Consider the following 25,812-nt stretch of genomic DNA (forward strand, 5'->3'; position numbering starts at 1 on the left):
GACTGCCATCGGCCAGCCGGCTGCGAACACCACCCTATAACGACGAAGATCACTTCTTGCCTTTTGCCTTGCGCACCTTCCGCTCGGCCACAAGCAGGAGCCCCTTGAGTTCCGGTTCACGCACACGATTGGCTGCCTCGATGAAGGAAACCCATTCGACGCGGCGTTGGCCTCGCTCCGGAAAGTCCTGGAGCGTTTGGTCGACCTCCAGCAGATGCAGTTCGACAATGCAGGGAACGCGGCTGCCGTCGGCAAGCTGCTTCAGATAGGTAAAATAGCCGAAAGGCTTTTTCTTCACCTTGCCGCGCACGCCGGCTTCTTCGTAAGCTTCAATGGCGGCAACCTCATGCGGCTTCTTGCCCTTGATCGGCCAGCCCTTGGGAACGACCCATCGGCCGCTTTCCCGACTTGTGACGACGAGCATCTCGGCATCGTCGCATTCGGGCACCTTCCTGTAGCAGATGGCCGCATATTGCTCATGGACCCGGCCGTGCAGCAACTCGTCCGTATGAGAGGCGAGTTCGGAGAGAAAGCTCTCCGACCGCCGCAAGGCTTTTTGCTGAGCTGAGAGTGAGGAAGCCATGGACGCGCTACTCGCGATATGGCCGATCGACGCAAATGCCCCTCAATACCGGCTGGCTTGCGCTCACAAAAATCGCCTGTGACACGCTGCCCTCCTGTCCGCCTGGGTTTCGTCGAAATTCACAACTGTCAGTATGATGCTGTGAGCCGTTGCGGTGACAGTTTTATGAAGGCGGCTGTTGATGATGCGGGAGGGATCAGCCGCCCGTCTGCGCTACACGAAACTGTGATCGAACGGCACGGAAGCGAAAAACGGCCCCCAAAGGGGCCGTTTCATCCTTGGGAGGATGATGCGAAGTTTACTCGGCGGCCTGCAGGGCAGGCACCTCGATTTCTTCGCTCAATTGCCCTGCCATGGCGGCGGCAAACTTGGTCTGATCGAGCTCGTTTTCCCAGCGGGCGACGACGACCGTGGCAACCGCATTGCCGACAAAGTTGGTCAGCGCGCGGCACTCCGACATGAAACGATCGATGCCCAGGATCAGCGCCATGCCGGCGATCGGCACCGAAGGCACGACTGCGAGCGTCGCGGCCAGCGTGATGAAGCCTGCACCGGTGATGCCGGCGGCACCCTTGGAGCTCAGCATCGCGACCAGCAGCAGCAGGATCTGGTCACCAAGCGCAAGCGGCGTATCGGTAGCCTGCGCGATGAACAGTGCTGCCAGCGTCATGTAGATGTTCGTTCCGTCAAGGTTGAAGGAGTAGCCGGTCGGGATGACGAGACCAACGACGGAGCGCTTGCAGCCCGCGCGTTCCATCTTGTTCATCAGGCCAGGCAGTGCGGCTTCCGAAGACGAGGTGCCGAGCACCAGCAGCAGCTCTTCCTTGATGTAGCGGATCAGTGCCAGGATCGAGAAGCCGTTATAGCGGGCGACGGCGCCGAGCACCACGAGAACGAACAACAGCGATGTGGCGTAGAAAGTGCCGATCAGGAATGCCAAGTTGGCGATCGTGCCGATACCATACTTACCGATGGTGAAGGCCATGGCGCCGAAGGCACCGATGGGAGCGAACTTCATCAGCAGGGCAACCATGCGGAAGATCGGCGTGGTCAATGCCTGTAGGAAATCCGTCACTGGGCGGCCGCGTTCGCCGGCAGCGCCAAGCGCTATGCCGAAGACCACCGAGAAGAACAGCACCTGGAGAATATCGCCCTTGGCGAAGGCGCCGACGATCGTATCCGGGATGATGTTCATCAGGAAGCCGATGACGGAGGCATCATGCGCCTGAGCCGCATAATTGGTGACTGCCTTGGTATCCAGCGTCGCCGGATTGATATGCATGCCGGCGCCCGGCTGCACGACGTTGGCAACGATGAGGCCGACGATCAGCGCCAAGGTTGAGAAGGTCAGAAAGTAGATGAACGCCTTGCCTACGACGCGGCCGAACTTCTTCAAGTCCGACATGCCGGCGATGCCGGTCGCAACCGTCAGGAAGATGACCGGCGCGATGACCATACGCACCAGCTTGATGAAGGCATCGCCGAGCGGCTGCAACGATGTGCCGAGCTGCGGATAGTAATGACCAAGCAGGATGCCGGCGGCGATGGCGGTCAGAACCTGCACGTAGAGGTGCCGGTAGAAGGGAACTTTGGCGCGCGTTTCCGCGGCGGCGATGGGAGCAATCATGATGTCCTCCGTTAAGCCCAACCGATCTCTCGGCCCTCCGGGCGACGACTAGAATTCAACAGCCTCCGACTGTTCCGCCATTCTTTGCAATGACCGTGCCAGATGAGTGCCTTTATTTTAACACATTGCTTTTGTTGGCTTTTAATTTCCGTCGCTGATCGACGATTATCGATCTGTGCGACTATCCGCACAGATCGAATTGCGGTGCGCGCGAAATCATGCACAATACGGCAATGCTGCAGCGCCCGGCCAACGAACGATTTCCAACGCCCGAGCAACTGGGTCGGCGCTCCCGCCGGGTCTGGTTCGTTTTCGCGTTTCTAAGTGCGGCCGTCATTGCGGCCGGCCTTTACGGCGCGAACTTCTTCGGCCGCCTCTCGGCAATAGAAATGCTCCAGAGACAGGGGCACACGGATGCAAATCTCAAGGTCGCACTTCTGCGGGCGGTTCTCGAACGTCCTCGCGCCTTGCCGCTACTGCTGGCCGACGATCAACAGGTGCGAGATGCGCTCGCCGACAAGCACATCGACGATGTCGTCGCCCTGGATCGCAAGCTCGAAAGTCTCGTCTCCGGCACCAGCGCATCCGTCCTTTACGTCACCGGCAAAGACGGCGTTGCCATGGCATCCAGCAACTGGCGCGAGCCCTTGAGTTTCGTCGGCAACGACTATTCCTTCCGCGATTATTTCCGCAAAGCCATGGAAACGGGAACCGCCGAGCATTATGCGCTCGGCACGGTCAGCAATCGTCCCGGCCTCTATATTTCCCGCCGTGTCGGCGATGTCGGCTCCGCTCTTGGTGTGGTCGTTGTGAAGATGGAGTTCGATCAGCTGGAGGCCGACTGGAACGAGACCGGCCGCCCTGCTTACGTGACCGACGAACGCGGTGTCGTGCTCATCACCAGCCTGCCCTCATGGCGCTTCATGACAACCACTCCCCTTGCGCGCGAGGAAGCCGACGCCATTCGGAAAAGCCTGCAGTTCGGCGCGGCACCGCTTTCGCCCCTTCCGGTCAGCCATCCCGAAAAGGTCGGCCCGGATGCAACCATCGTGCGTGCGATTCTGCCTGGAAGCAGCGCTGCGGAATATTTGCGGCTGACGGTCGCGGTTCCATCGACGCCCTGGCAGCTCGGCTATCTGATCCCGACCGATCAGGCGATCGCCTCCTCCGTGCGCGAGACGCGCTTCCTTACTTTGACCGTCCTTCTGCCGATCCTCGCCTTCGCCGCTTTCCTGCTGCGTCGCCGCGATGTCTCCGCCATGCAGATCGCCGTCAGCAGGATCGCGCGTGAGGAGCTGGAACGCCGGGTTCTTGAGCGCACGGAGGATCTCAGCCAGGCCCGCGACCGGCTGGAGGCGGAAATTGCCGACCACCGTGCGACGGAGGCCAAACTTCAAGGTGTGCAGCAGGATCTCGTACAGGCCAATCGCCTTGCCATTCTCGGCCAGGTCGCCGCCGGCGTCGCCCATGAGATCAATCAGCCTGTCGCGACGATCCGTGCCTATGCGGAGAATGCGCATGTTTTTCTCGACAGGCATCAGACGGAGGCGGTGAAGGAAAACCTGTCCGCAATCGCGGCGCTGACGGAGCGTATCGGCACGATCACCGAAGAACTGAAGGCCTTCGCCCGCAAGGGAAGGACCGCACCGGAGCTCGTCGACCTCAGGAGCGTGATCGAAGGAGCCGTCGTTCTGCTGAGGAGCCGCTTTGCCGGCCGCCTGGATGCGCTCAAGATCGAGTTGCCGCCAACGGGGCTCGGTGTTGTCGGCACACGCATCCGGCTGGAACAGGTGCTGATCAACCTCTTTCAGAATGCTCTGGAGGCCCTGGAAGGCCGCCATCAGCCCAAGGTGGAGGTGTCGGTGCATGAAACTTCGGACGAAGTCGAGATCGTGGTTTCGGATAACGGGCCTGGCATTCCCGCGGCGATCCTCGACTCGCTGTTTACACCCTTCAATACGTCCAAGGAAAAAGGCCTCGGTCTTGGTCTCGTCATTTCAAAGGATATCGTCGTCGACTATGGCGGCCGGATCGATGTCGAGAGCAACGACAGCGGCACACGCTTCACCGTCCATTTGCGCAAGGCCACACCATGAGTGAGAGTTCCCCCGTTTTCCTCATCGACGACGACAAGGATCTGTTGAGGGCAACGAAACAGACGCTGGAATTGGCTGGCTTTGCCGTATCCGCTTTCTCTGCCGCAAGCGAAGCGCTTCTTATTCTCAACGCCGATTTTGCCGGTGTGGTCGTCTCCGATATCCGCATGCCGCAGATGGATGGACAGCAGCTCTTTACCCGCATCAAGACGCTCGACGCAGATCTGCCGGTCATTCTCATGACGGGTCATGGCGATATTCCGATGGCGGTGCAGGCGATCCAGGATGGCGCCTATGATTTCATCGCGAAGCCCTTCGCCACGGACCGGCTGGTGCAAAGCGTGCGGCGCGCGGCTGAGAAACGACGACTCATCCTGGAAAATCGGGCGTTGCGGCTGGCGGCAGAGCAGGCGCAGGGCGATCTGCCGCTGATTGGACAGACCCCTGCGATCGAGCGGCTGCGCCATACGTTGCGGCAGATCGCCGATACGGATGTCGATGTGCTTGTCACGGGTGAGACCGGCAGCGGCAAGGAAGTGGTGGCGAGCCTGCTACATCGCTGGAGCCGGCGCGCGAAGGGTAATTTCGTCGCGCTGAACTGCGGCGCTCTGCCGGAAACCGTGATCGAAAGCGAGCTTTTCGGCCATGAGCCGGGCGCTTTTACCGGCGCGCAGAAGAAGCGTGTTGGGCGCATCGAGCATTCAAGCTCCGGCACCCTGTTTCTCGACGAGATCGAAAGCATGCCGCCGGCGATCCAGGTGCAGATGCTGCGCGTGCTTGAGATGCGCGAGGTGACGCCGCTCGGCACCAATGAAGTCCGCCCCGTCGATCTTCGTGTCGTCGCAGCCGCGAAGGTCGACCTCGCCGACCCCCGCCAACGCGGCGATTTTCGCGAGGATCTCTATTATCGCCTCAACGTCGTCACACTTTCCATTCCGCCATTGCGTGAGCGGCGCGATGACATCCCCCTGCTCTTCGGCCATTTCGCCGATCGCGCCGCCGACCGCTTCAAGCGCGAGGTGCCAGCCATATCCACAACGGTGCGCCGCCATCTGCAGCAGCACGATTGGCCGGGCAACGTTCGCGAACTCTCGCATTTTGCAGAGCGTTTCGTTCTCGGTCTCGAATCGGCAACAACGGCAAAATCCGACGAAGCGCCGACGGCCGACGAAGGCTTGCCGCTGCCGGTTCGAGTAGAGCGTTACGAAGCCGAACTCATCCGCGAAACCCTGTCGCAGAACAATGGCGACGTGCGCCGTACCATCGAAGCGCTCGGCATTCCCAGGAAGACCTTCTATGACAAGCTCCAGCGGCACGGCATCGTCAGAGGCGATTTCGCTGGCTTTGACGGGGACGAGCGCCGAGGTTCATGATCCGCTACCGATAAGCGGAGCATGCCAGCTGAAGCGGGTTTGCGCGACGCATCTCAGGCGCTGCGGCGCATCTCCTTGGTATTGGAACCGTCGCTTAGTCGGGCCGCGGCCTCGGCGGTGCGATCCAGAACCAGCATCGCTTGCGCGATCACCGCGGCAAGCGCTTCATCGCTCTTGGAAGCAGCCACGACCAGCGGCACGCTCAAGCAAATTCTAAGGGCACTTGCCGGTACATCGCCAAAATCGGCGCAGCGAACGGGCTGCCCGAGACGCACCGACGCAACTCCATTCCCCTCGACAGCCAAATCCTTGTAAACGGTAGCCATTTCGGTCGCCGTCAGCATCGCGCCATCCGTGCAATTGCGCAGGTAGAACGAAAAGATGGAGGGAATCTCATCCCAGCGAAGAGCCGATGATGCGCCCCACAGCTCACGCCTGTCCAATGGCCGGCTCTGCAAAGGCTCAAAAGCCGGATCGTTCGCAAGACGATCAGAGACTGCCTCGGCAAAAGTGGACAAGACCGCGATCACACGATCTTCAGCTATGCCGACGAGGCGTTCGAGCTCGAACAGCGCGGCTTTCCAGCGCAGCAGCAGGCCGAGATTGGCACGCTCCGGCAAAAGGTCGCGAGCAGCCCAACCTTCGGGCCACTCCGCCTTCCCGCAGTAATCCGCCAGAGCGGCGGGCAGCATACGCGACTTGAAGCGTTCCGACATTTGCGGCGGGCACAGAAGCGCACCGCTGAAAATCGGCCCGGCAAGGAATTTCGAACCCGTGAGCGCGACCATGAAACCATGCGCGAGATAGGCGCGGATCGTTGCCGCCGACAGGCGAAACTGGCAGGCATCGATCATGATATCCAGCACCGTACCGAAGCGCTCCTTCAGACCCAGAACGGTCTCAAGGCTCGGCGCCAGCAGGCTGGTCTTCGAGACATCCGTTACCACGAGCAGGCATCTGAGGCCGGCTGCGCGCGCAAGCTCGATGAGGCCGCGCAGCTCCTCTTCCACCTCGCTGTCGGTGCGAAGGGAGCCATCCTTGTTGCGCACAGCAATGGTGGCGTTGCGCGTAGCGTCGCCCGCCCGCAATTCCTCACCCTTGACGACGGTTCGCTCGCTGCTGACGCGGCTCATAAAATGCCGCCCCGACGACGCCGTCATGACGCCGCTGCCCGTCTCGTTCCCCATCAGTGTGATGGTCATCAGCACGCGTTCATCCTCGCCCGCCAACAGCGCGGCCGAAAACAGATGGATGTCCGTGCCTGATGTGGCCAGGATCGCATCGATCCGCGGCTGCGACGATTGACTCAGGCCAAGCAAGCGCAGCAGATCATCACGCACGCACCCGATCTCGCGATCGTAGACAGCCATAGCCGAGCCTGCTTCCATCGCCCTCATCAGATCCGCGTAATAGGATTCGACCGCGGCAAAAGCGGCGGCGGAGATGGTGGATGCCGTTGACGAGCCGAAAGCGAGATCTTCGGGCCGGGGCGCGGGGCCATAGCCATACATGTTGAGCCCGCTGACCGGATCGCAATCCAGCCGTTCATCGCCGCCCGACACCAGGTGTTTCAGGAGCGCATCCCTCGCCTCGCCTCGCTGCTGCGACGACGCACCCGCGCTCACGTTTTCATCCAGGGTACGGTCGTCAGCAATTTGCTGCATGGAGAAGCATTCCTCTTTCGCCAAAGTCGAGACGCTTCGCAGGATCGCGCCGCGTTCTATGCCGAGCGGGGACCCTCGGCAGCCGAACATTACGCTTTGCAAGGTGGAGCGAGGCTGACTTGCCGAGACCGGCAACGCCCGGTGGCAAACACAATAAAAAGCTCGCGAGCCGAGGGGCCGCGAGCTCATTTCTGCAAAAAGGAATGTCGGATCAGCCGGCGGCTTCCAGCTTATCCTGCGTCTTCGTCTCGAAGTCGCTGGCATCGTGGCGCTCACGCAGCTGCTCGGATGGATCGCCCGACATGCGGTTGACCATGCGCCCGCGCTTGACGGCAGGACGCGAATAGACCTGCTCGGCCCAGCGCTGAACGTTCTTGTAATCCTGCACCTGCAAGAACTCGGCCGCACCATACTGCCAGCCCTTGGCCAAACCGCCATACCACGGCCAGATGGCGATATCAGCGATCGTGTAGTCGCTGCCGGCGATATATTCGCTTTCAGCCAAACGGCGGTCGAGAACATCGAGCTGACGCTTCACCTCCATGGCAAAACGGTCGATCGCATATTCGATCTTCGTCGGCGCATAGGCGTAGAAATGACCGAAACCGCCGCCGAGATAGGGCGCGCTGCCCATCTGCCAGAACAGCCAGGAGATGCATTCGGCACGAGCCGGCTGCTCGGTCGGCAGGAAGGCGCCGAACTTTTCGGCGAGATACATCAAAATCGAGGCCGATTCGAAAACGCGAACCGGCTTCGGGCCGCTGCGGTCGAGCAAAGCCGGGATCTTCGAATTCGGATTGACGTCGACGAAACCGCTGCCGAACTGATCGCCCTCGCCGATCTTGATCAGCCAGGCGTCATATTCCGCGCCGCTGTGGCCAAGCGCCAGCAGCTCTTCGAGCATGATCGTAACCTTCACGCCATTCGGCGTTCCAAGCGAATAGAGCTGGAGGGGATGGCGGCCGACGGGCAATTCCTTGTCGTGGGTCGGCCCGGCAATCGGACGGTTGATATTGGCGAACTGACCGCCATTGGCCTTGTTCCAGGTCCAGATTTTCGGCGGCGTGTATTCGGCAGAACCGGTCATGGGCATCCTCCTTTTTCGGGAATCAAGTTGGGGGCAATCTTCGATGTAGCGCGCTACATAGGTCGCACATAGTGGCCGCAGTTCATTTTTGCGAGAGGAGATTGCGCACTCTTTAATGCGCCGGCGCCGTTTTGCACGCGTGCAAGCTTACGCTGGACTACGGTCGCTACACCGATCCAGGCCATTCGCAATCGCTTGAAGGTTTGATGAAACGAAAAAGCCTGCCGCGGGAGGAGGTGCGGCAGGCTTTTTACAAGAACCGAACAGCGGATGGGAGGAGGAATTCCGCTGTTCCTGCAGCCGTCCCTGGGAGGAGGATAAGGACGTCTGCCAAACGAAGGGATGCGGGAGGAGATGCATCGCTTCGATGAGCAGGAAGATACCAGTCTTTTGCTCAGTTCATAGGCATTTCTTTGCAAGGCAGTTATGCGTCATGCGAAAAGCAGAGAGCTAAATTGACGCAATCTTCAGCAGGCGCGGCAATAATGAACGACAACGCCTATAAAGCAAAAGCGCCTGCTCGGGGGAACAGGCGCTGGCATAATGCAGCTTTATAAGGAGCCGGTGCGGCCGTTAGCGAGCGATCGCTGCGCGGGCAACATTGCGGATTTCGCCGCGATCGATACCCAGATCATGCAGTTCGCGCGTGGACATACGGCCCAGTTCGGCGACCGTCTGACGATACTTGCGCCAGTTATTGAAAGAGCGTGCTACGTTCATGATGATCCCCTTTCCTTGGGCTTTCGAAGCTGAGCGGCCGTGCTTGGCGCTCCCGTCGCTTCGATGAGAAATATATAGTCGAAGCCCACAGCTTTTTGCAGAGCTAAGGAATCACCCCACCCATGCGCTTATTGCATAGGTCGCCGAAAAAGCAGGCGACCCCAATCGTCAGCATGGCTTTTATGATTTGCTGGTGACAGCGCCGCCTTTGTCTGCGAAAAGAAGAGAGATGAGAGACAGGGGCGTCCGCCATCCGGCGGGCTGAGAAGCACCCTTCGAACCTGAACCAGATCATGCTGGCGGAGGGAGTCGCTCGGGACCTCGTAAAGCACCAGCACGTCGTCCCTACGCGTCTCGCCCGCCCGAAAGGGGCGACATGCAAGACCAAACAACTGCAGGCAATCTGCTTTACACCATGCGGGCCAATCCTCCGCTGGTGCAATGCATCACCAATTTCGTCGCCATGAATATCGCGGCCAATGTGATGCTTGCCGCCGGGGCATCGCCGGCAATGGTGCATGCCGAAGAGGAAGCCGGCGAGTTTGCCGCTATCTCCGGCGCGCTGACGATCAATATCGGCACGCTCTCGTCCGGCTGGCTTGCGGGCATGCTGAAGGCCGCGCAGTCGGCAAACGAGGCGGGCAAGCCCTGGGTCCTCGATCCAGTCGCCCATTATGCAACTGCGTTTCGTCGCGATGCCATCGCGCGCTTGCTGGAGCTGAAGCCGACAATCATTCGCGGCAACGCATCCGAGATCATCGCGCTTGCCGGTGGCACGAGCCGCGGCCAGGGCGTCGATAGCAGAGACGCGGTCGAACAAGCGGAAGATTCCGCCCGGCAATTGGCCGAAAAGCATGGCTGCGTGGTTGCTGTCACCGGCGTTACGGATTTCGTGACCGATGGACAGAAGGCAAAGCGCATCGTCGGCGGCTCGCCGCTCATGCCGCGGGTAACAGCACTCGGCTGCTCTCTTACCTGCCTCGTCGGTGCGTTTGCGGCGGCAACTCCGGACGCTCCGTTCGATGCGACCATAGCAGCGCTTGCCGTCTTCGCCCTCGCGGGCGAACGGGCGGGGGCGACTGCAGATGGCCCCGGCTCCTTCTCCTGGCGCTTCCTCGATGCCCTCGCCGGCCTTACCCCGGAAGCGGTGGATCGCGACACAAGGATATCGGCAGCATGAAGGACTTCGATCTCTCGCTCTATCTCGTCCTCGATCCCGTGCTGTGTGCCGATCTCGGTATGATTGAAACCACCCGCGCAGCCGTTGCCGGCGGCGCAACCATCGTACAGCTGCGCAACAAGCATGCACTGACCGCCGCCATGATCGAGACAGGCCGCACCCTCAAGCGGATCCTGCACGGAACGAATGTCCGGCTGATCGTCAACGACAATGTCGAGGCTGCCATCGCCATCGGCGCCGATGGCCTCCATATCGGTCAGGAGGATATGAATGCTGCCGAGGCGCGCCGCATGATCGGGCCGGACATGATCCTCGGCCTCTCCGTGGAAACGCAAGCCCTCGCCTCCTCGATAGATGCCGGCATCGTCGACTATGCCGGGATCGGCCCGGTCTTTGCCACGCCGACCAAGCCCGACCACAAGCAACCGATCGGCTTCGACGGGCTTGCCCGCATCGTCAGGCTTTGCCCGGTTCCATCAGTCGCGATCGGCGGCCTCAAGGCAGAGCATGCCGCAAGCGTTTATTCGGCCGGAGCCGATGGTCTCGCGGTCGTCTCGGCCATATGCGGCCAACCGGACCCGCAAGCCGCGACAACCGTCATCGCGAAAGCCATCAAGGAGGCTCGCCAATGATCCGCAACGTCTTGTCCATCGCTGGCTCCGACCCCTCCGGCGGCGCTGGCATCCAGGCCGACCTGAAGGCTTTCTCCGCCCGCGGTGTCTATGGAATGGCAGCGCTGACCGCCTTGACCGCGCAAAACACGCGAGGCGTCTCCGGCGTCCATCCTGTGCCTCCACATTTCGTGGCAGATCAGATCAATGCGATCTTTGCCGACGTTCGTGTGGATGCCGTCAAGATCGGCATGATCGCCAATGCCGCCATTGCCAATGCCGTCGCAGACATTCTGGCGCGACATCGCGATGTGCCCGTCGTCCTCGATCCGGTCATGATCGCCAAGGGCGGCGCCACCCTGCTGGCTGCCGATGCCGTTGACGTGCTGACCACGCGGCTGCTGCCGCTTGCGACCGTCATTACACCGAATCTGCCCGAGGCGGCTGCGCTGTTGCATGACGCAGAGGCGAAAAGCCGCGAAGACATGGCGCGTCAGGCGCTTGCGCTGGCAGCGCTCGGGCCTTCGGCTGTCCTCGTCAAGGGTGGCCATCTCGAAGGGGATGAAAGCCCGGATGTGCTCGCAAGCGGCGACCATGTGACCTGGTTCGAAGCCGAGCGGCTGCCGACCAAGAATACGCATGGAACGGGCTGCACGCTCTCCAGCGCCATCGCGGCCGAGATCGCCAAGGGCCTGTCGCTTGCCGAAGCCATTGCCGCCAGCAAAGCCTATCTCGCCGCCGCGGTTGCTGCTGCAGGTGAACTCTCCGTCGGGAGCGGCCATGGACCAGTGCAGCATTTCCATGCGCTCTGGGCGACTAAACGAGGAGTAGAGAAATGAGCCTGTTACTCAAAGACCAGATTGTCATCGTTTCGGGTGCCGGACGCGGTCTCGGCGCTGCCATAGCGACAGCCTTCGCCCGGGAGGGTGCGAAAGTGGCGGTCAACTATCGCGCTAGCCGCGACAGGGCAGAGGCGCTCGCAGAAGAGCTCGGCGATCATGCGAAGGCCTTTCAAGCCGATATTCGCGACCTCGAAGACACAAAGCGGCTTGTCTCCGAGGTGACTGAGCATTTCGGAGCGCCGACGACCATCGTCCACAACGCGCTGGCCGATTTCAGCTTCAACGGTGACGCGCGTTCGAAGCTGGATGCCTTGAGCTGGGCCGAGATGGCCAAGCAGCTGGAAACCGCGTTGCAAGGCGCCTTGAACCTGATACAGGCGGCGCGTCCGGCGATGGCGCAGGCAGGCTTTGGACGGCTCGTGACGATCGGCACCAACCTTTTCCAGAACCCTGTGGTGCCCTATCATGATTATACCGCCGCCAAGGCGGCATTGCTGTCGCTGACCCGCACGGCTGCCGCCGAACTAGGCCCGTTGGGGATCACCGTCAACATGGTCTCCGGCGGCCTTCTGCGCACGACGGATGCCAGCAGCGCAACGCCGGAAGCCGTTTTCGACATCATTGCCGCGAATACGCCGCTGCGCCGTGTCACCACCCCGGAAGAAGCTGCCGACGCGGTTCTTTTCTTCGCAAGCCCCTGGGCACGGGCCGTTACAGGGCAGAACCTGATCGTCGATGGCGGTCTCGTCTTCGGATAGTAGCTCCGCAACGAAAAAGGCGCTGCCCTGGAGAGCAGCGCCATCTTTTAAGCTTCGCAGCACGCTAAAAGTCGGTTTGCTCAGGCCCAGCCCATGGTCAGCACGCCAAAGAGGATGACGGCGCCGAGCACGATACGGTAGATGACGAAAGGCCAGGTCGAAAAGCGCTCCAGGAAGCGCATTAGCCCCCAGATGGTGATGAACGACGATATGCTGCCGACGATCAGGCCAACGAGCAGAACCGACCAGGCTTCCATCGGAATATGCGCCTTATGGAGCTCATAAAGCTCCTTCAAGCCGGCAAGAGCAATCGCCGGCAAGCCAAGTAGAAAGGAAAAGCGCGCCGCTTCCTCGCGCTTCAGGCCAAGGAACAGCGCGCCAGTCAGCGTTGAACCCGAACGCGAGACGCCGGGAACAAGCGCGCCAACCTGTGTGATGCCGACGAACAGGGCATCGATCAGCGTCATCTGCTCGATGTCTTTCCGATGGCGGCTGTAAAGCTCAGCGACCGCCAAGAGCAAGCCCATGACCAGGCAGGCGATACCGATCACCCAGAGGCTGCGGAACGAGGTGCCGCAGGCATTCAGGGAGGATGACAGCAGCAGGCCGGCGATCACGATCGGTACGGTGGCAATCACGATGGCGATCGCAAGCCGTATAGCGGGCGAACGCCAGTCCCTTTGCCGGATCGCATCAAGCGACCCGAAGGTGACGTAGCGAACATCGCTCCAGAAATAGGAGACGATCGCGGCAAGCGCTGCAAGCTGCATCGTAGCCGAGAAGGCAGAACCAGGGTCCTGCCAGCCAAGCAAGGCCGGCACCAAGCGCATATGGGCAGTGGACGAAACCGGCAGCAGCTCGGTCAATCCCTGCACGACGCCCAGGATTGCGATCTTGGCATAGCCCAGGGCGACAAAGCCCGTGTCCACGCCTTGCGTACAAACATCAGCCACGTTTTGATATCCTCAGTTGTTCATGGGAGCTTTGCACCGGAGCGGTGCGACGAACTAGCTGTGAAACTGGTTCCCAATTTGAAATTGGCAACACCTGGTGAAGGCGCCGCCGATTTTGCATCGGGACAGGGCGAGGATATAGCCGCGGAGCCTGAACTCTATCTGAAATTGCCGGCTCGAATTTCGGAGTTTGGCGTATTTCTAGCCTTCATCATCCGGCAAGGACTGCATATAGCGGATCATGGTGTAGAAGCCGGCAAGCAGGACCAAGGCGCCTGCCGCATGATGCAGATCGTGCAGCATCGTGTGATGATGCCTGAGTAGAAGGCAGCTCAGATTGTAAACGGTTATGGCGACAACCGTCATGATGGAAGCCAGGAAAAGCGCCATGTTTCGCTGAAAGAAATGGATCATCACGCACACCTCATTTGTGTGCAAACAGATTCCATAAGGATTGGGGAGGAATTACGACAAAGGCGCTGGGCTGCGGTAAACTCGCAGGGCAAACATCGACGAGTTCATTTCGTATAGAGCGCGCGCGATCTTTCCAGATGCTTGAGCATTGCCTGCTCGGCGCCATCGGCATCGTTTTCAGCCAGGCGCGCAAGGATTTCCTCATGTTCGACGAGCGTAAACTTTTCCTTGCCCGTCCAGATCAGCATGTCGGTGTGATAGGCTTTCAGCCATGCGAGCATCGCTTCGCTGACAGCGCCGAAGATCGGATTGCCGGAAATCTGAGCGATGCGCGTGTGGAATTGCATATCGGCGGAAATGAAGTCCTCCGCATGTCCGAGGGAGGCGCGCTGCCGCTCGATGATCTCGTAGAGATCGGCGACATCCTTTTTGCTCGCGCGCTGGGCTGCCTCGCGCGCCATGCCGCGCTCGAAGAAGATGCGCGCGCTCTTCAGCTGTTCGAGCGAGTCGGACGACTGCGACAACATGATCTTTGCGGTGAGGTCGACCTGCCGGAAGATCGACTTCGCTGTCAACTGAAGCACCTTGGCGCGTTCGCCGTGGGATATGTTGACCAGCCCCATGTTGGCAAGTGCCTGCATGGCTTCGCGGATCGCCGGACGCCCGACACCGAAGCGCTCCATAAGAACACGCTCGGACGGCATCTCATCGCCAGGTTTGAGCTCTCCCGACGTGATCAACCGTTCCAGCCGGTCGAATACTTCATCGGATAGCTTTCGACGTACAATTTGTTCGACTGGCTGGCTCATGGAATCCCGCTTTCCCAAAGCTTTTCCTCCCTTATGCATTTTTGGCCGCCACGGCGGAAGCCCATACGAGTCGCCTTATCGGCAACCGGACAAAAAAATCGTTGCAGAAGTTGGAATACTCATTATACCAGATCACCAGTTTGCGCCACGCGAAAAATCGTCGGCGAGAGGAGCATTCATCCACTCATGACCATCACCATCACCTACCGTATTGAAACGCCCGGCAGCATCGAGGCGATGGCTCGCAAGATCGCCAGCGATCAGTCGACCGGCACATTCGTCGCCGTGCCAGGCGAGACGGAAGAGCTCAAGGCGCGTGTGGCCGCGCGTGTCCTAGCGATCCGCCCCCTTGCCGACGCCGAGCGTCCGACCTGGCCGGAGGTGGCCGAGGGCCATGGCCCGATTCATCGCGCCGATGTCGACATCGCTTTCCCGCTGGACGCGATCGGCACCGATCTTTCGGCGCTCATGACGATCGCGATCGGCGGCGTCTTCTCGATCAAGGGCATGACCGGCATCCGCATCGTTGACATGAAGCTGCCGGAGGCTTTTCGCGACGCGCATCCAGGCCCGCAATTCGGCGTTGCCGGCAGCATGCGCCTGACCGGCGTCAGCGGTCGTCCGATCATCGGCACGATCGTCAAGCCGGCGCTCGGTTTGCGGCCGAAGGAAACGGCCGCCCTTGTCGGCGAGCTGATCGGCTCAGGCGTCGATTTCATCAAGGACGACGAGAAGCTGATGAGCCCGGCCTATTCGCCGCTCAAAGAGCGCGTCGAGGCCATCATGCCGCTGATCCTCGATCACGAGCAGAAGACGGGCAAGAAGGTCATGTATGCCTTCGGCATTTCGCATGCCGATCCCGACGAAATGATGCGCAACCATGATCTGGTGCTGAAGGCCGGCGGCAATTGCGCCGTCGTCAACATCAACTCCATCGGTTTCGGCGGCATGAGCTTCCTGCGCAAGCGCTCCGGGCTGGTGCTGCATGCACACCGCAATGGCTGGGATATCCTGACCCGTCATCCCGGCGCCGGCATGGATTTCAGGGTCTATCAGCAATTCTGGCGCCTGCTCGGTGTCGACCAGTTCCAGATCAATGGCATCAGGGTCAAATATTGGGAGCCGGACGAAAGCTTCGTCGAGTCCTTCAAGGCGATCAGCACGCCGCTCTTTGACCCATCCGACTGTCCGCTTCCCGTTGCCGGCTCCGGTCAATGGGGCGGCCAGGCGCCGGAAACCTACCAGCGCACCGGCCGGACGACGGATCTTCTCTATCTCTGCGGCGGCGGCATCGTCAGCCACCCCTTCGGACCCGCTGCCGGCGTTCGTGCGATCCAGCAGGCCTGGCAGGCGGCGGTTTCGGACATACCGCTTGCCGACTATGCCAAGGACCATCCGGAGCTTGCCGCCTCGATCGCAAAATTCAGTGACGGCAAGGACGCCTGACAGCGATGTCCAATCTTCTTCTCAGCTACTACGGCGATGATTTCACCGGCTCCACAGACGTCATGGAGGCCCTTGCCTCGAACGGCGTACCGACCGCTCTCTTCCTCGGCATTCCAAGTGAAACCTTGCTGGAGCGGTTCAAGGATTGCCGCGCCATCGGCATTGCAGGCACCAGCCGCAGCGAGACACCGCAATGGATGGACGAGCATCTGACATCTGCATTCGAATGGCTGAAGAGTCTCGACGCCGCGATATGCCATTACAAGGTCTGCTCGACCTTCGATTCCAGCCCCAGGATCGGCAATATCGGCAAGGCGATCGAGATCGGCAAGGCGCTCTTTCGACAATCCGTCGTGCCGGTTGTGGTCGGGGCGCCGCAGCTCAAGCGTTACACTGCCTTTGGTCATCTCTTCGCCGCGTATCAAGGCGAAGTCTTCCGCATCGACCGACACCCGGTCATGAGCCGGCATCCGGTTACGCCGATGGATGAGGCCGATCTTGCCGCGCATCTGAACAGGCAGACGTCCATCCCCGTCAGCCTCGCGGACCTCGTCACGATCCGGGCAGCCGACGCCGACGCGCGGATCGATGCGCTGACGGGAGGCAAGGAGGGTATCCTGCTGCTTGACGTCGATAGTGCGGAAACGCAGGCCGCCGCAGGACATCAGCTATGGCGTCTCGCAAGCAAGGGCAACGCCTTCGTCGCAGGCTCATCCGGTGCTGAATACGCCCTTCTCAATGCCTGGCGCAGCGAAGGTCTGATCGGAGAGAAGCCGGAGTTCGCTCCTCCCGGCAAGGTCGATCGCCTCGCGGTCGTTTCCGGCAGCGTATCACCGACCACCGAACGGCAAATTCGCCGTGCCGTAGCCGATGGTTTTGACGGCCTCGATCTCGACCCCCTCGAGCTTGTCGGCGAAAATGCCGGACCTGCCGTGGAAAAAGCTGTCAATGCCGGCATCGACAGCCTCAAGGCCGGCCGTAGCGTCATTCTTCATACGGCACTCGGCCCTTCCGCAGACCGCGGCGGCGATATCGACCGTATTCCCGGCGCCCGGCATCGTCTCGGCCAAGCCCTCGGCACGATCCTGCGACGGTTGATCGAGCAGGAAAATCTCGGTCGCGCCGTCATCGCCGGCGGCGACACGTCGAGCCACGCGCTCAAGGAATTGCGCGTCGAGGCCCTGACGACACTTCTCCCACTACCGCAAACGCCAGGCTCGCCGCTTTGCACGGCCCATGGCAGCTACGCGCCCACCAATGGCCTGCAGATCGCGCTGAAGGGCGGGCAGGTCGGCACCGACGATTACTTCGCGCAGATCCGCGACGGCAGGGGATCATAGCTGCCCATTCTTCGGCATGATGTTGGCATACTCATTGACTCATCATACCACTTACGATACCACACTCTGAAAGTGAACGAGGTACTAACATGACTGCAATTGCTCTTTTCGGCGCCGGCGGCAAAATGGGCTATCGGCTCGCCAAGAACCTGAAAGGCTCGCGCTTCGATGTGCGCCATGTCGAGGTCAGCGACGCCGGCAAGGCTCGCCTGAAGAATGACCTTTCCATCGATTGCGTCCCTGTCGATGCCGCGTTGGATGGCGCAGACGTCGTGATCCTTGCAGTGCCGGACACCGCGATCGGCAAGGTTGCCGCCGGCGTCGTCGACAAGCTGAAGCCCGGCACGATGGTCGTTGCTCTCGACGCCGCAGCTCCCTTTGCAGGTCACCTGCCTCAGCGCGAAGACCTCACCTATTTCGTCACCCATCCCTGCCATCCGCCGATCTTCAACGACGAGACCGATATGCAGGCCAAGAAGGACCATTTCGGCGGCCTCTTTGCCAAGCAGCACATCGTCTCCGCGCTGATGCAGGGTCCGGAAAGCGCCTATGCTCTTGGCGAGGAAATCGCCAAGGTCATCTGGGCGCCCGTTATGCGCTCGCATCGCGTCACCGTCGAGCAGATGGCGATGCTGGAGCCGGGTCTTTCCGAAACCGTTTGCGCCTCACTGCTCGTCATCATGCGCCAGGCCATGGATGAATGCGTTGCCCGCGGCGTCCCGGCGGAAGCTGCCCGCGACTTCCTGCTCGGCCACATGAACGTGCTCGGCGCCGTCATCTTCAAGGAAGTCGACGGCGTGTTCTCCGATGCCTGCAACAAGGCGATCGAATTCGGCATCCCTGCCCTCATGCGCGACGACTGGAAGAAGGTCTTCGAGCCGCAGGAGATCGCAGAAAGCATCCGTCGCATCACCTGATCGACGTCCCCGGGGAGGGCGTCGCCCTCCCCTTACTGCCCTGCCGGGAACAGGGCCTGTTTCATAACTGGGAGGAGACCATGAAACTGACACGCAGACTGACACTTGCAGCCTTCACCGGCGCACTGGCGCTGGGCACGGCAATGCCGGCTTTCGCCGCCGATCTGATCGCCATCATCACACCGGCCTTCGACAATCCATTCTTCAAGGCAGAGGCGGTCGGGGCCGAGGCCAAAGCAAAGGAGCTGGGTTACGAGACACTCGTCATGACGCATGACGACGATGCCAACAAGCAATCGGAAGTCATCGACACGGCGATTGGACGCGGCGCCAAGGCCATCATCCTCGACAATGCCGGCGCGGATGCGACGGTCGCTGCCCTGAAGAAGGCCAAGGATGCAGGCATCCCCTCCTTCCTCATCGACCGCGAAATCAACGTCACCGGCATCGCCGTCGCCCAGATCGTTTCCAACAATTACCAGGGCGCGCAGCTCGGCGCGCAGGAATTCGTCAAGCTGATGGGCGAGAAGGGCAATTATGCCGAACTCGTCGGCCGCGAAGCCGATACCAATGCCGGCATCCGCTCGCAGGGCTATCACGACGTCATCGACGACTATCCGGACCTGAAGCTGGTCGCCAAACAGTCGGCAAACTGGAGCCAGACCGAGGCCTACGCCAAGATGGAAACCATCCTGCAGGCAAATCCGGATATCAAGGGCGTGATCTCGGGCAACGACACCATGGCGATGGGCGCGATTGCCGCACTGCAGGCCGCCGGCCGCAAGGATGTGATCGTCGTCGGCTTCGATGGTTCCAACGATGTGCGCGACTCGATCAAGGCGGGCGGCATCAAGGCGACGGTCATGCAGCCGGCTTACGCCCAGGCCCAGAAGGCGGTCGAACAGGCCGACGCCTACATCAAGAACAAGACGGTGCCGAAGGATGAGAAGCAATTGATGGATTGCGTCCTCATCAATGCCGACAACGCCGACAAGCTTGAAACCTTCGCACTGAAGAACTGATGGCGGACCACTAGAGCCGGATGATTTTAGGTCTGTTCGACCTAAAATCTGAATCCGCTCTAGAATCAGAGAAGTAGAGCATGATGTCGTCCGAAAACCGCCTACACTTTTCGGCATCACGCTCTGGGTTGGGGAGCGCGGAAAACCGCGCTCTCCTGATGTCTTTCCTGCGAGATCGAGGTGCATTGCATGTTGAGGACCAGAGGCGCGCTCGTGGCCCTTGTTTTGGCCGCGGCATTGCCCGGCTGCAAGATTATCAAGACGCCGACGCCCGAAGAGAAGGCGGCAGCGGCGGCAAAGAGTGCCTTCGACCCCGCAGCCAAGGTGGAGGCGATCTGGCAATCCCAGGTACTGCCCGCCATCGATAAACGCGCGGGCGACATCAAGACGGTGTTGCAGGCCATAGCCGCGAATCCGGACGATGCCGGCGCGAAATACGGAAATCCGCGAAAACAGGCCTCATCGCCCTGGACCTATGCCGTCAAGCTGAGCGGCAAGATCGTGGCTGCCGATACCGCCTCGCGCGCCGGAACCCTCGACGTCGATGTGGATGGCGACGGCAAGGCGGATGCGAAGGTGCAGATCGGCCCGGCGATCCGCGGCACGGCGCTGCGCGACGCGCTGGATTTCCTGGACTTCAACGAATTCAGGAACCAGATCGAATGGGCTCAATTTGGCAAAGCCTTCAATGAGAAGGCAAACTCATCCTTTCTGGCAGCTCTGCCACGCGACGGGCTGATTGGAAAGACGGTCACCGTAACGGGTGCGTTTCCGCTGCCGCCATCCGGTCAGCTTCCCTTGATCACCCCTTCAGCCCTGACATTGGGGCAATGACCATGAGCGAAACGCCAAGCAACGACATCATCCTGCGCCTGGAGGACGTTTCCAAGGTCTATTCCGGCATCGTCGCCGTCAGGCACGCCAACCTCGAGCTGCACCGCGGCGCGGTCAATGTGCTCGTCGGCGAAAACGGTGCCGGCAAGTCTACCCTGATGAAGATCATCGCCGGCGTCGAACGGCCGACTTCGGGCCGCATCCTGCTCGAGGGCGAGGAAGTCTCCTTCGGCAGTCCGGCCGACGCGCAGGCTCGCGGCATCGGCATGATCTTCCAGGAGCTCAATCTCTTTGCCAACATGACGGTGGCCGAGAACATCTTCGCCACGCGCGAAATCACCCGCGGCATCTTCGGTATCGATCACAAGGCACAGGTCGCAAGGGCCAACGAGTTTCTGGATCGGCTCGATGCCGGCATAGGCGCCGAAACCATGGTGGAGGATCTGCCGATCGGGCAGCAGCAGCTTGTCGAGATCGCCAAGGCCATCTCGCTTGATGCCCGCATCCTGATCATGGACGAGCCGACATCGGCGCTATCCGCGGCGGAAGTCGACATTCTGTTCAAGGTTATCGCAGAACTGAAAGCTCAAGGCGTCGCGATCGTCTATATCTCACACCGGCTGGAAGAGCTGATGCGCATCGGCGACTACATCACCGTGCTGCGCGACGGGCAGATCACCGGCCAAGCCATGGTTCGCGATATCGATACGAAATGGATCGTCCGCTCGATGATCGGATCCGATGCCAAGGATTTTGCCAAGGACGGAGGCCATGCGATCGGCAAGGAAGCCTTCCGTGCCGAGGAGATCAGCCTGCCCAGACGCACGGGCGGCCTTGCCGTCGATCATGTCTCGCTGTCGGTGCGCGCCGGCGAAATTCTCGGCATCTACGGCCTGATGGGGGCCGGACGCAGCGAGTTCTTCGAATGCGTCATGGGCCGGCATATGCATTCGACCGGGCGGATCTATATCGATGGGGTCGAGGTTCGCGCACGCGACACCACCAGACGCATCCGGCAAGGCCTTGCACTGATCCCGGAGGACCGTCAGCGCGAAGGACTGGTGCAGGTCCTGTCCATCGCCAGCAATTTGACGCTTGCGAGCCTCGGCCGCTTCGCCAGGCTGTTTTTTCATATCGATCCGGGTGCCGAAAAAAATGCCATCCGCGAGATGATCCGTGATCTCTCGATCAAGGCGCCCAATCCCGATTTCGAGGTCACCTCCATGTCCGGCGGCAACCAGCAGAAGGTCGTCATCGGCAAGGCTCTGATGACCGACCCGAAGGTGCTTTTGATGGACGAGCCGAGCCGCGGCATCGATGTCGGCGCCAAGGCCGACGTCTTCCGCACCATGCGCAGGCTCGCCGGCAATGGCCTGGCAATCTTGTTTTCAACCTCCGACCTTGAAGAGGTCATGGCACTTTCAGACCGCATCGCAGTGCTGAGCAACGGCAAACTGGTGACTGTTCTCGACAGAAGCGAAGCGACGGAAGAGGCCATCATCGCGGCATCCGCCAAGGGACACGGACATACAGGGAAACTCGCGTCATGACCGCAGATACGTCCTCCGCCTTTGCGACCAATCGCTCGAACGGCTCCGTTCTCCTGACGCTGATGAAGCTCAGGACCTTCATCGCGCTGTTTGCCGTCGTCATCTTCTTTGCGATCTTTGCACCGAACTTCACCTCGACCGCCAACATCATCCTGATGTCGAAGCATGTCGCGCTCAACGCCTTTCTCGCCATGGGCATGACCTTCGTGATCGTCACCGGCGGGATCGATCTGTCGGTCGGCTCGATCGTCGGCCTTTGCGGCATGGTGGCCGGCGCCCTCATCCTGAACGGCGTCGAACTGCCGATCGGATATACCGTCTACTTCAACATCTACGAGATCATTCTCATCACACTGGCCGTCGGGCTGCTGATCGGGCTCATCAACGGGCTGCTCATCACAAAGCTCAACGTCGCGCCCTTCATCGCCACGCTCGGAACGCTCTATATCGCCCGCGGCCTCGCGCTCCTGTCGTCCGACGGGCAGACCTTCCCGAACCTGGTGGGCCGGCCGGAATATGATACGACCGGCTTCGACATCTTCGGCGCCGGCCGTATGCTTGGTCTACCCGTTTCCATCTGGATCCTGATCGTGCTGGCGCTACTCGCCGCCTATGTCGCCCGCTCGACGCCGATCGGCCGGCACATCTTCGCCGTCGGCGGAAACGAGCGCGCCGCGCGCATGTCCGGCATCCGCGTCGATGTGGTCAAGATCTTCGTCTACATGTTCTCAGGCCTCTGTGCTGCCATCGTCGGGATCGTCATATCGTCGGAGCTGATGGCGGCGCATCCGGCAACCGGCGAAAGCTTCGAGCTGAACGCGATCGCGGCAGCCGTGCTCGGCGGCACCTCCATGTCGGGCGGCCGTGGCACCATAGGCGGCACGATCATCGGCGCCTTCGTCATCGGCATCCTTTCGGACGGCCTCGTGATGATGGGCGTCTCATCCTTCTGGCAGATGGTGATCAAGGGATTTGTCATCATCATCGCTGTCGTCGTGGATCAGGCGCAACGGCGCCTCCAGCAGCGCGTAACTCTCATGCAAATGGCAAAGGCAGGCTGAAATGGCAGAACTCAAGGGCGCATTGATCGGTTGCGGCTTCTTCGCGATCAATCAGATGCATGCGTGGCAAGACGTCGAAGGCGCCAGCATCGTCGCCATCTGCGACCGCGACCCGGAGCGGCTTGACATCGTCGGCGACCAGTTCGGCATCGAGCGTCGCTACGCGGATGCCGCCGCCATGTTTGCCGACGGCGGCTTCGATTTCGTCGACATCGCAACGACGGTGCAGAGCCATCGCGCCCTGGTGGACATGGCTGCCTCCCACAAGATCCCGGCGATCTGCCAGAAGCCCTTCGCAAAGACGTTGAGCGATGCCAAGGCCATGGTCGCAGCCTGCGCTGCGGCCGGCGTGCCGCTGATGGTGCATGAGAACTTCCGCTGGCAGACGCCCATTCAGGCCGTCAAGACGGTCCTGCAGTCGGGCGTGATCGGCGAGCCCTTCTGGGGACGTTTCTCCTTCCGCTCCGGCTACGACGTGTTTTCGGGCCAGCCTTACCTGGCCGAAGGCGAACGGTTCATCATCGAGGATCTCGGCATTCATACGCTCGACATCGCCCGCTTCATCCTCGGCGACGTTTCTTCATTGACGGCCCGCACCAAGCGGGTCAATCCGAAGATCAAGGGCGAGGATGTCGCCACCATCCTGCTCGATCACGACAATGGCGCGACATCGATCGTCGACGTCAGCTACGCCTCCAAGCTCGCGACGGAGCCTTTCCCCGAGACCCTGATCGAACTCGACGGCACGAAGGGTAGCATTCGGCTGTCGCAGGGCTATCGCCTTGAGGTTAGCGGTCCCGATGGCGTGGCTGTATCCGATGCGTCACCCCAGCTTCTGTCCTGGGCCTCGCGTCCCTGGCACAATATTCAGGAGAGCGTCCTGGCGATCCAGCAGCATTGGACCGACCGTCTTGCCAATGGCGGCGAAACCTCCACCTCAGGCGCTGACAATCTCAAGACGCTAGCGCTTGTCGAGGCTGCCTATGAGAGTGCGGCGAGCCGGCGCCCGGTCGATATCGGAGCCATGTTGTGATGACGACCGAGAGCGACCCATTCGAGCTCTATGGCACACGAGAGAGAGAAATGCCGCCTGTGCGGTTGACCGCCGGCAGGCTTGCCGCCGACTTCAAGGACGGCAATCTGCGTTCGATTTGCTATGACGGCGCCGAAGTCTTACGGGCAGTTTCCTATCTGGTTCGCGATCGCGATTGGGGCACCTATGCACCCGACATCGAGGATTTGCAGATCGATCAACGCGACAATGCCTTCTTCGTCAGCTACCTCGCACGCTGTTCAGGCCCTGAAAATACCGAGCTCGCAATCAATGTACAGATTCGTGCGGAAGCGGGCGAAGCGCTGACCTTCGAGGCGGAAGCGCGTTCAGCCACCGGCTTCGAAACCAACCGCTGCGGCTTCTGCATCCTGCATCCGATCGTTGGCGTTGCCGGCATGCCAGTGTCGGTCGAGCATGTCGATGGCGGCCGCGAGAGCACACATTTTCCCGATCTGATCGAACCATGGCAACCCTTCAAGGACATGCGGGCGATTACGCATGGCGTAACGTCCAATGTCACGGCCGAGTGTCGCATGGAGGGGGACACATTCGAAATGGAAGACCAGCGCAACTGGTCGGATGCCTCCTACAAGACCTATGTTCGCCCGCTTGCCCTGCCCTGGCCCTATCGCATTCCGGCCGGCGAGCCCATGCGGCAACGGATCGTTCTTTCAATAGGCGATATGCGTCGTGCTACCGTCACGCCGGCATTGGTCGCGGATGAGCGCCCGATCAAGTTGAGCCTGGGAGAAACATCCGGCACCATGCCTGCGATCGGGCTCATCGTTACGCCCGAAGAAGCCGAAGCAACGCTCGCTGCTCGTGGTTTGCTTGCCGAAATCGCGCCGCAGGAATTGCTCTTCCACTTCGACCCCGACGCCGGCCACGGCATTGATGCTCTCAAATCCTTTGCGGCCATCGCAGCAGTTCATGCCGGACGATCGACTCTGGAAGTCGCATTGCCCTGCCGCCTTGCTCCGCTTGCCGAAGCGCAGCAAATCACGACCTTGATGCACGACGCCGGTTTCAAGCCCGACGCTATCGTCGTATCGCCTTCGGTCGACCGACAGTCGACGCCGCCGGGCAGCAAATGGCCCGAATGCCCGCCTCTCGAAGAGGTTTATGCCGCAGCTCACGCCGCCTTCCCCCACATCCGTCTTGGCGGCGGCATGCTGAGCTATTTCACCGAACTCAATCGCAAACGGGTCCCCGCCGATACGCTCGGCTTCGTCACCCATTGCACCAATCCGATCGTCCATGCGGCGGACGATCTCAGCGTCATGCAGACGCTGGAAGCATTGCCTTTCATCACGCGTTCCGTGCGCGCCATCTACGGCGACAAGCCTTACCGTATCGGCCCCTCGACCATACCGATGCGACAGAACCCCTATGGCAGCCGAACCATGGACAATCCCCATGGCTCTCGCATCGCCATGGCCAACACCGATCCGCGGCACAATGCCCGCTTTGGCGAGGCCTTTGCACTCGGCTATGCCGCCCGCGTCCTCGATGCCGGATTGGAATGCCTGACGCTTTCGGCCCTGACCGGGCCTTTCGGCCTGATCGCCGGAGAAAAGGAGCCATCGGCAACGGGAGCCACACGACCGCTTTTTAACGTCGTCTCCACCTTGTCTCGCCTCGCCGGCAGCCAGTGGCGGGAGTGTCTGTCGTCCGATCAGACCGCCGTGCTCTCCTTCATCACCACCCGGCCCGGAGAGGCTCGACAGCTTCATTTGGTCAACATCACAGCTGCCTCGCAACAGATCCAGCTGGGAAGGTTCCGCCTGCTGGAGCAGCCCGGAAATACGAGGCTCACGCTTGATGCCTATAGCACCGCTTCCGCGACTTTGATGGATTGACCTTCATTCGCA

Annotated in this window: 23 protein-coding genes and 1 riboswitch; of the genes, 15 read left to right on the forward strand and 8 right to left on the reverse strand. The window is 60.9% G+C overall.

Annotated elements, in window-relative coordinates; genetic code table 11:
* Nucleotides 1–49 precede the first annotated feature (49 nt).
* Both GA0061103_RS00420 and GA0061103_RS00425 read right to left on the reverse strand, forming a co-directional pair.
* Nucleotides 50–583, reverse strand: coding sequence for an NUDIX hydrolase (locus tag GA0061103_RS00420; RefSeq protein WP_092706053.1), 534 nt, complete (start codon nucleotides 581–583; stop codon nucleotides 50–52).
* A 298-nt stretch (nucleotides 584–881) separates the two neighbouring features.
* Nucleotides 882–2,210: a dicarboxylate/amino acid:cation symporter gene (locus tag GA0061103_RS00425; protein WP_092706055.1), complete on the reverse strand. Its 1,329-nt coding sequence runs from the start codon at nucleotides 2,208–2,210 to the stop codon at nucleotides 882–884.
* Between the two features lie 218 nt (nucleotides 2,211–2,428).
* On the opposite strand from GA0061103_RS00425, the gene GA0061103_RS00430 reads away from it, so the two are divergent.
* Nucleotides 2,429–4,306, forward strand: coding sequence for a sensor histidine kinase (locus tag GA0061103_RS00430; RefSeq protein ID WP_092706057.1), 1,878 nt, complete (start codon nucleotides 2,429–2,431; stop codon nucleotides 4,304–4,306).
* Nucleotides 4,303–5,679 (forward strand): sigma-54-dependent transcriptional regulator, encoded by a 1,377-nt coding sequence (locus GA0061103_RS00435; protein ID WP_092706059.1) that lies wholly within the window; start codon nucleotides 4,303–4,305, stop codon nucleotides 5,677–5,679. The genes GA0061103_RS00430 and GA0061103_RS00435 overlap by 4 nt, the downstream gene beginning before the upstream one ends.
* Before the next feature lie 53 nt (nucleotides 5,680–5,732).
* Here GA0061103_RS00435 and GA0061103_RS00440 read toward each other — a convergent pair whose 3' ends face one another.
* The 3 genes from GA0061103_RS00440 to GA0061103_RS00450 all read right to left on the reverse strand — a co-directional run bounded on the left by GA0061103_RS00440 (nucleotide 5,733) and on the right by GA0061103_RS00450 (nucleotide 9,150).
* Nucleotides 5,733–7,343 carry a hypothetical protein gene (locus GA0061103_RS00440; RefSeq protein ID WP_092708444.1) on the reverse strand — a complete coding sequence of 537 codons (1,611 nt, stop codon included), beginning with the start codon at nucleotides 7,341–7,343 and terminating at the stop codon, nucleotides 5,733–5,735.
* 211 nt (nucleotides 7,344–7,554) lie between these two features.
* Nucleotides 7,555–8,430, reverse strand: coding sequence for a glutathione-dependent disulfide-bond oxidoreductase (gene yghU, locus GA0061103_RS00445; RefSeq protein ID WP_092706061.1), 876 nt, complete (start codon nucleotides 8,428–8,430; stop codon nucleotides 7,555–7,557).
* A gap of 573 nt (nucleotides 8,431–9,003) precedes the next feature.
* Nucleotides 9,004–9,150, reverse strand: coding sequence for a DUF1127 domain-containing protein (locus GA0061103_RS00450; protein WP_015342994.1), 147 nt, complete (start codon nucleotides 9,148–9,150; stop codon nucleotides 9,004–9,006).
* Nucleotides 9,151–9,378: 228 nt separating this feature from the next.
* A riboswitch (TPP riboswitch) is annotated at nucleotides 9,379–9,475 on the forward strand.
* Nucleotides 9,476–9,526: 51 nt separating this feature from the next.
* Here GA0061103_RS00450 and thiM point away from each other — a divergent pair.
* Genes thiM through GA0061103_RS00470 form a run of 4 tightly spaced genes read left to right on the forward strand, consistent with a single transcriptional unit; the run spans nucleotide 9,527 to nucleotide 12,541 of the window.
* Entirely contained in the window at nucleotides 9,527–10,330 is an 804-nt protein-coding gene (thiM, locus tag GA0061103_RS00455) for a hydroxyethylthiazole kinase (RefSeq protein ID WP_092706063.1), read from the forward strand.
* Nucleotides 10,327–10,962 (forward strand): thiamine phosphate synthase, encoded by a 636-nt coding sequence (gene thiE / locus GA0061103_RS00460; protein ID WP_092706065.1) that lies wholly within the window; start codon nucleotides 10,327–10,329, stop codon nucleotides 10,960–10,962. The genes thiM and thiE overlap by 4 nt, the downstream gene beginning before the upstream one ends.
* Nucleotides 10,959–11,780, forward strand: a complete 822-nt coding sequence (gene thiD, locus GA0061103_RS00465) for a bifunctional hydroxymethylpyrimidine kinase/phosphomethylpyrimidine kinase (RefSeq protein WP_092706067.1) — start codon at nucleotides 10,959–10,961, stop codon at nucleotides 11,778–11,780. Before thiE ends, thiD begins: the two co-directional genes overlap by 4 nt.
* Nucleotides 11,777–12,541: a 3-oxoacyl-ACP reductase gene (locus GA0061103_RS00470; RefSeq protein ID WP_092706069.1), complete on the forward strand. Its 765-nt coding sequence runs from the start codon at nucleotides 11,777–11,779 to the stop codon at nucleotides 12,539–12,541. The genes thiD and GA0061103_RS00470 overlap by 4 nt, the downstream gene beginning before the upstream one ends.
* A gap of 80 nt (nucleotides 12,542–12,621) precedes the next feature.
* On the opposite strand, the gene GA0061103_RS00475 is transcribed toward GA0061103_RS00470, so the two are convergent.
* The 3 genes from GA0061103_RS00475 to GA0061103_RS00485 all read right to left on the reverse strand — a co-directional run bounded on the left by GA0061103_RS00475 (nucleotide 12,622) and on the right by GA0061103_RS00485 (nucleotide 14,717).
* On the reverse strand, nucleotides 12,622–13,494 hold the full coding sequence (locus GA0061103_RS00475; RefSeq protein ID WP_092706071.1) for an undecaprenyl-diphosphate phosphatase: 873 nt from the start codon (nucleotides 13,492–13,494) through the stop codon (nucleotides 12,622–12,624).
* Nucleotides 13,495–13,695: 201 nt separating this feature from the next.
* Nucleotides 13,696–13,908, reverse strand: coding sequence for a hypothetical protein (locus GA0061103_RS00480; protein ID WP_092706073.1), 213 nt, complete (start codon nucleotides 13,906–13,908; stop codon nucleotides 13,696–13,698).
* Between the two features lie 104 nt (nucleotides 13,909–14,012).
* Nucleotides 14,013–14,717 carry a transcriptional regulator NanR gene (locus GA0061103_RS00485; RefSeq protein ID WP_092706075.1) on the reverse strand — a complete coding sequence of 235 codons (705 nt, stop codon included), beginning with the start codon at nucleotides 14,715–14,717 and terminating at the stop codon, nucleotides 14,013–14,015.
* Nucleotides 14,718–14,903: 186 nt separating this feature from the next.
* Here GA0061103_RS00485 and oiaX point away from each other — a divergent pair, with 186 nt between their 5' ends.
* The 9 genes from oiaX (at nucleotide 14,904) to apnL (ending at nucleotide 25,800) form a co-directional block, all read left to right on the forward strand.
* Entirely contained in the window at nucleotides 14,904–16,163 is a 1,260-nt protein-coding gene (oiaX, locus tag GA0061103_RS00490; RefSeq protein WP_092706077.1) for a 3-oxo-isoapionate-4-phosphate decarboxylase OiaX, read from the forward strand.
* Between the two features lie 5 nt (nucleotides 16,164–16,168).
* Entirely contained in the window at nucleotides 16,169–17,503 is a 1,335-nt protein-coding gene (locus GA0061103_RS00495) for a four-carbon acid sugar kinase family protein (RefSeq protein ID WP_092706079.1), read from the forward strand.
* Between the two features lie 89 nt (nucleotides 17,504–17,592).
* On the forward strand, nucleotides 17,593–18,420 hold the full coding sequence (locus GA0061103_RS00500) for a phosphogluconate dehydrogenase C-terminal domain-containing protein (protein WP_092706081.1): 828 nt from the start codon (nucleotides 17,593–17,595) through the stop codon (nucleotides 18,418–18,420).
* Nucleotides 18,421–18,500: 80 nt separating this feature from the next.
* Nucleotides 18,501–19,442 carry a D-ribose ABC transporter substrate-binding protein gene (locus tag GA0061103_RS00505; protein ID WP_092706083.1) on the forward strand — a complete coding sequence of 314 codons (942 nt, stop codon included), beginning with the start codon at nucleotides 18,501–18,503 and terminating at the stop codon, nucleotides 19,440–19,442.
* Nucleotides 19,443–19,631: 189 nt separating this feature from the next.
* Entirely contained in the window at nucleotides 19,632–20,276 is a 645-nt protein-coding gene (locus GA0061103_RS00515; RefSeq protein ID WP_092708447.1) for a DUF2291 family protein, read from the forward strand.
* Nucleotides 20,273–21,826, forward strand: coding sequence for a sugar ABC transporter ATP-binding protein (locus GA0061103_RS00520; protein WP_092706087.1), 1,554 nt, complete (start codon nucleotides 20,273–20,275; stop codon nucleotides 21,824–21,826). Before GA0061103_RS00515 ends, GA0061103_RS00520 begins: the two co-directional genes overlap by 4 nt.
* The gene (locus tag GA0061103_RS00525; RefSeq protein ID WP_092706089.1) at nucleotides 21,823–22,887 is read left to right on the forward strand and encodes an ABC transporter permease; all 1,065 of its coding nucleotides are present in this window, start codon (nucleotides 21,823–21,825) and stop codon (nucleotides 22,885–22,887) included. Before GA0061103_RS00520 ends, GA0061103_RS00525 begins: the two co-directional genes overlap by 4 nt.
* A 1-nt stretch (nucleotide 22,888) precedes the next feature.
* The gene (locus GA0061103_RS00530; RefSeq protein WP_092706091.1) at nucleotides 22,889–23,920 is read left to right on the forward strand and encodes a Gfo/Idh/MocA family protein; all 1,032 of its coding nucleotides are present in this window, start codon (nucleotides 22,889–22,891) and stop codon (nucleotides 23,918–23,920) included.
* Complete coding sequence (gene apnL, locus GA0061103_RS00535) at nucleotides 23,920–25,800, forward strand: D-apionate lactonase (protein ID WP_092706093.1); 1,881 nt, start codon at nucleotides 23,920–23,922, stop codon at nucleotides 25,798–25,800. Before GA0061103_RS00530 ends, apnL begins: the two co-directional genes overlap by 1 nt.
* The last annotated feature ends 12 nt before the right edge of the window (nucleotides 25,801–25,812 follow it).

This window comes from Martinezella multihospitum (genome assembly GCF_900094585.1).
Classification (GTDB): Bacteria; Pseudomonadota; Alphaproteobacteria; order Rhizobiales; family Rhizobiaceae; genus Rhizobium; species Rhizobium multihospitium.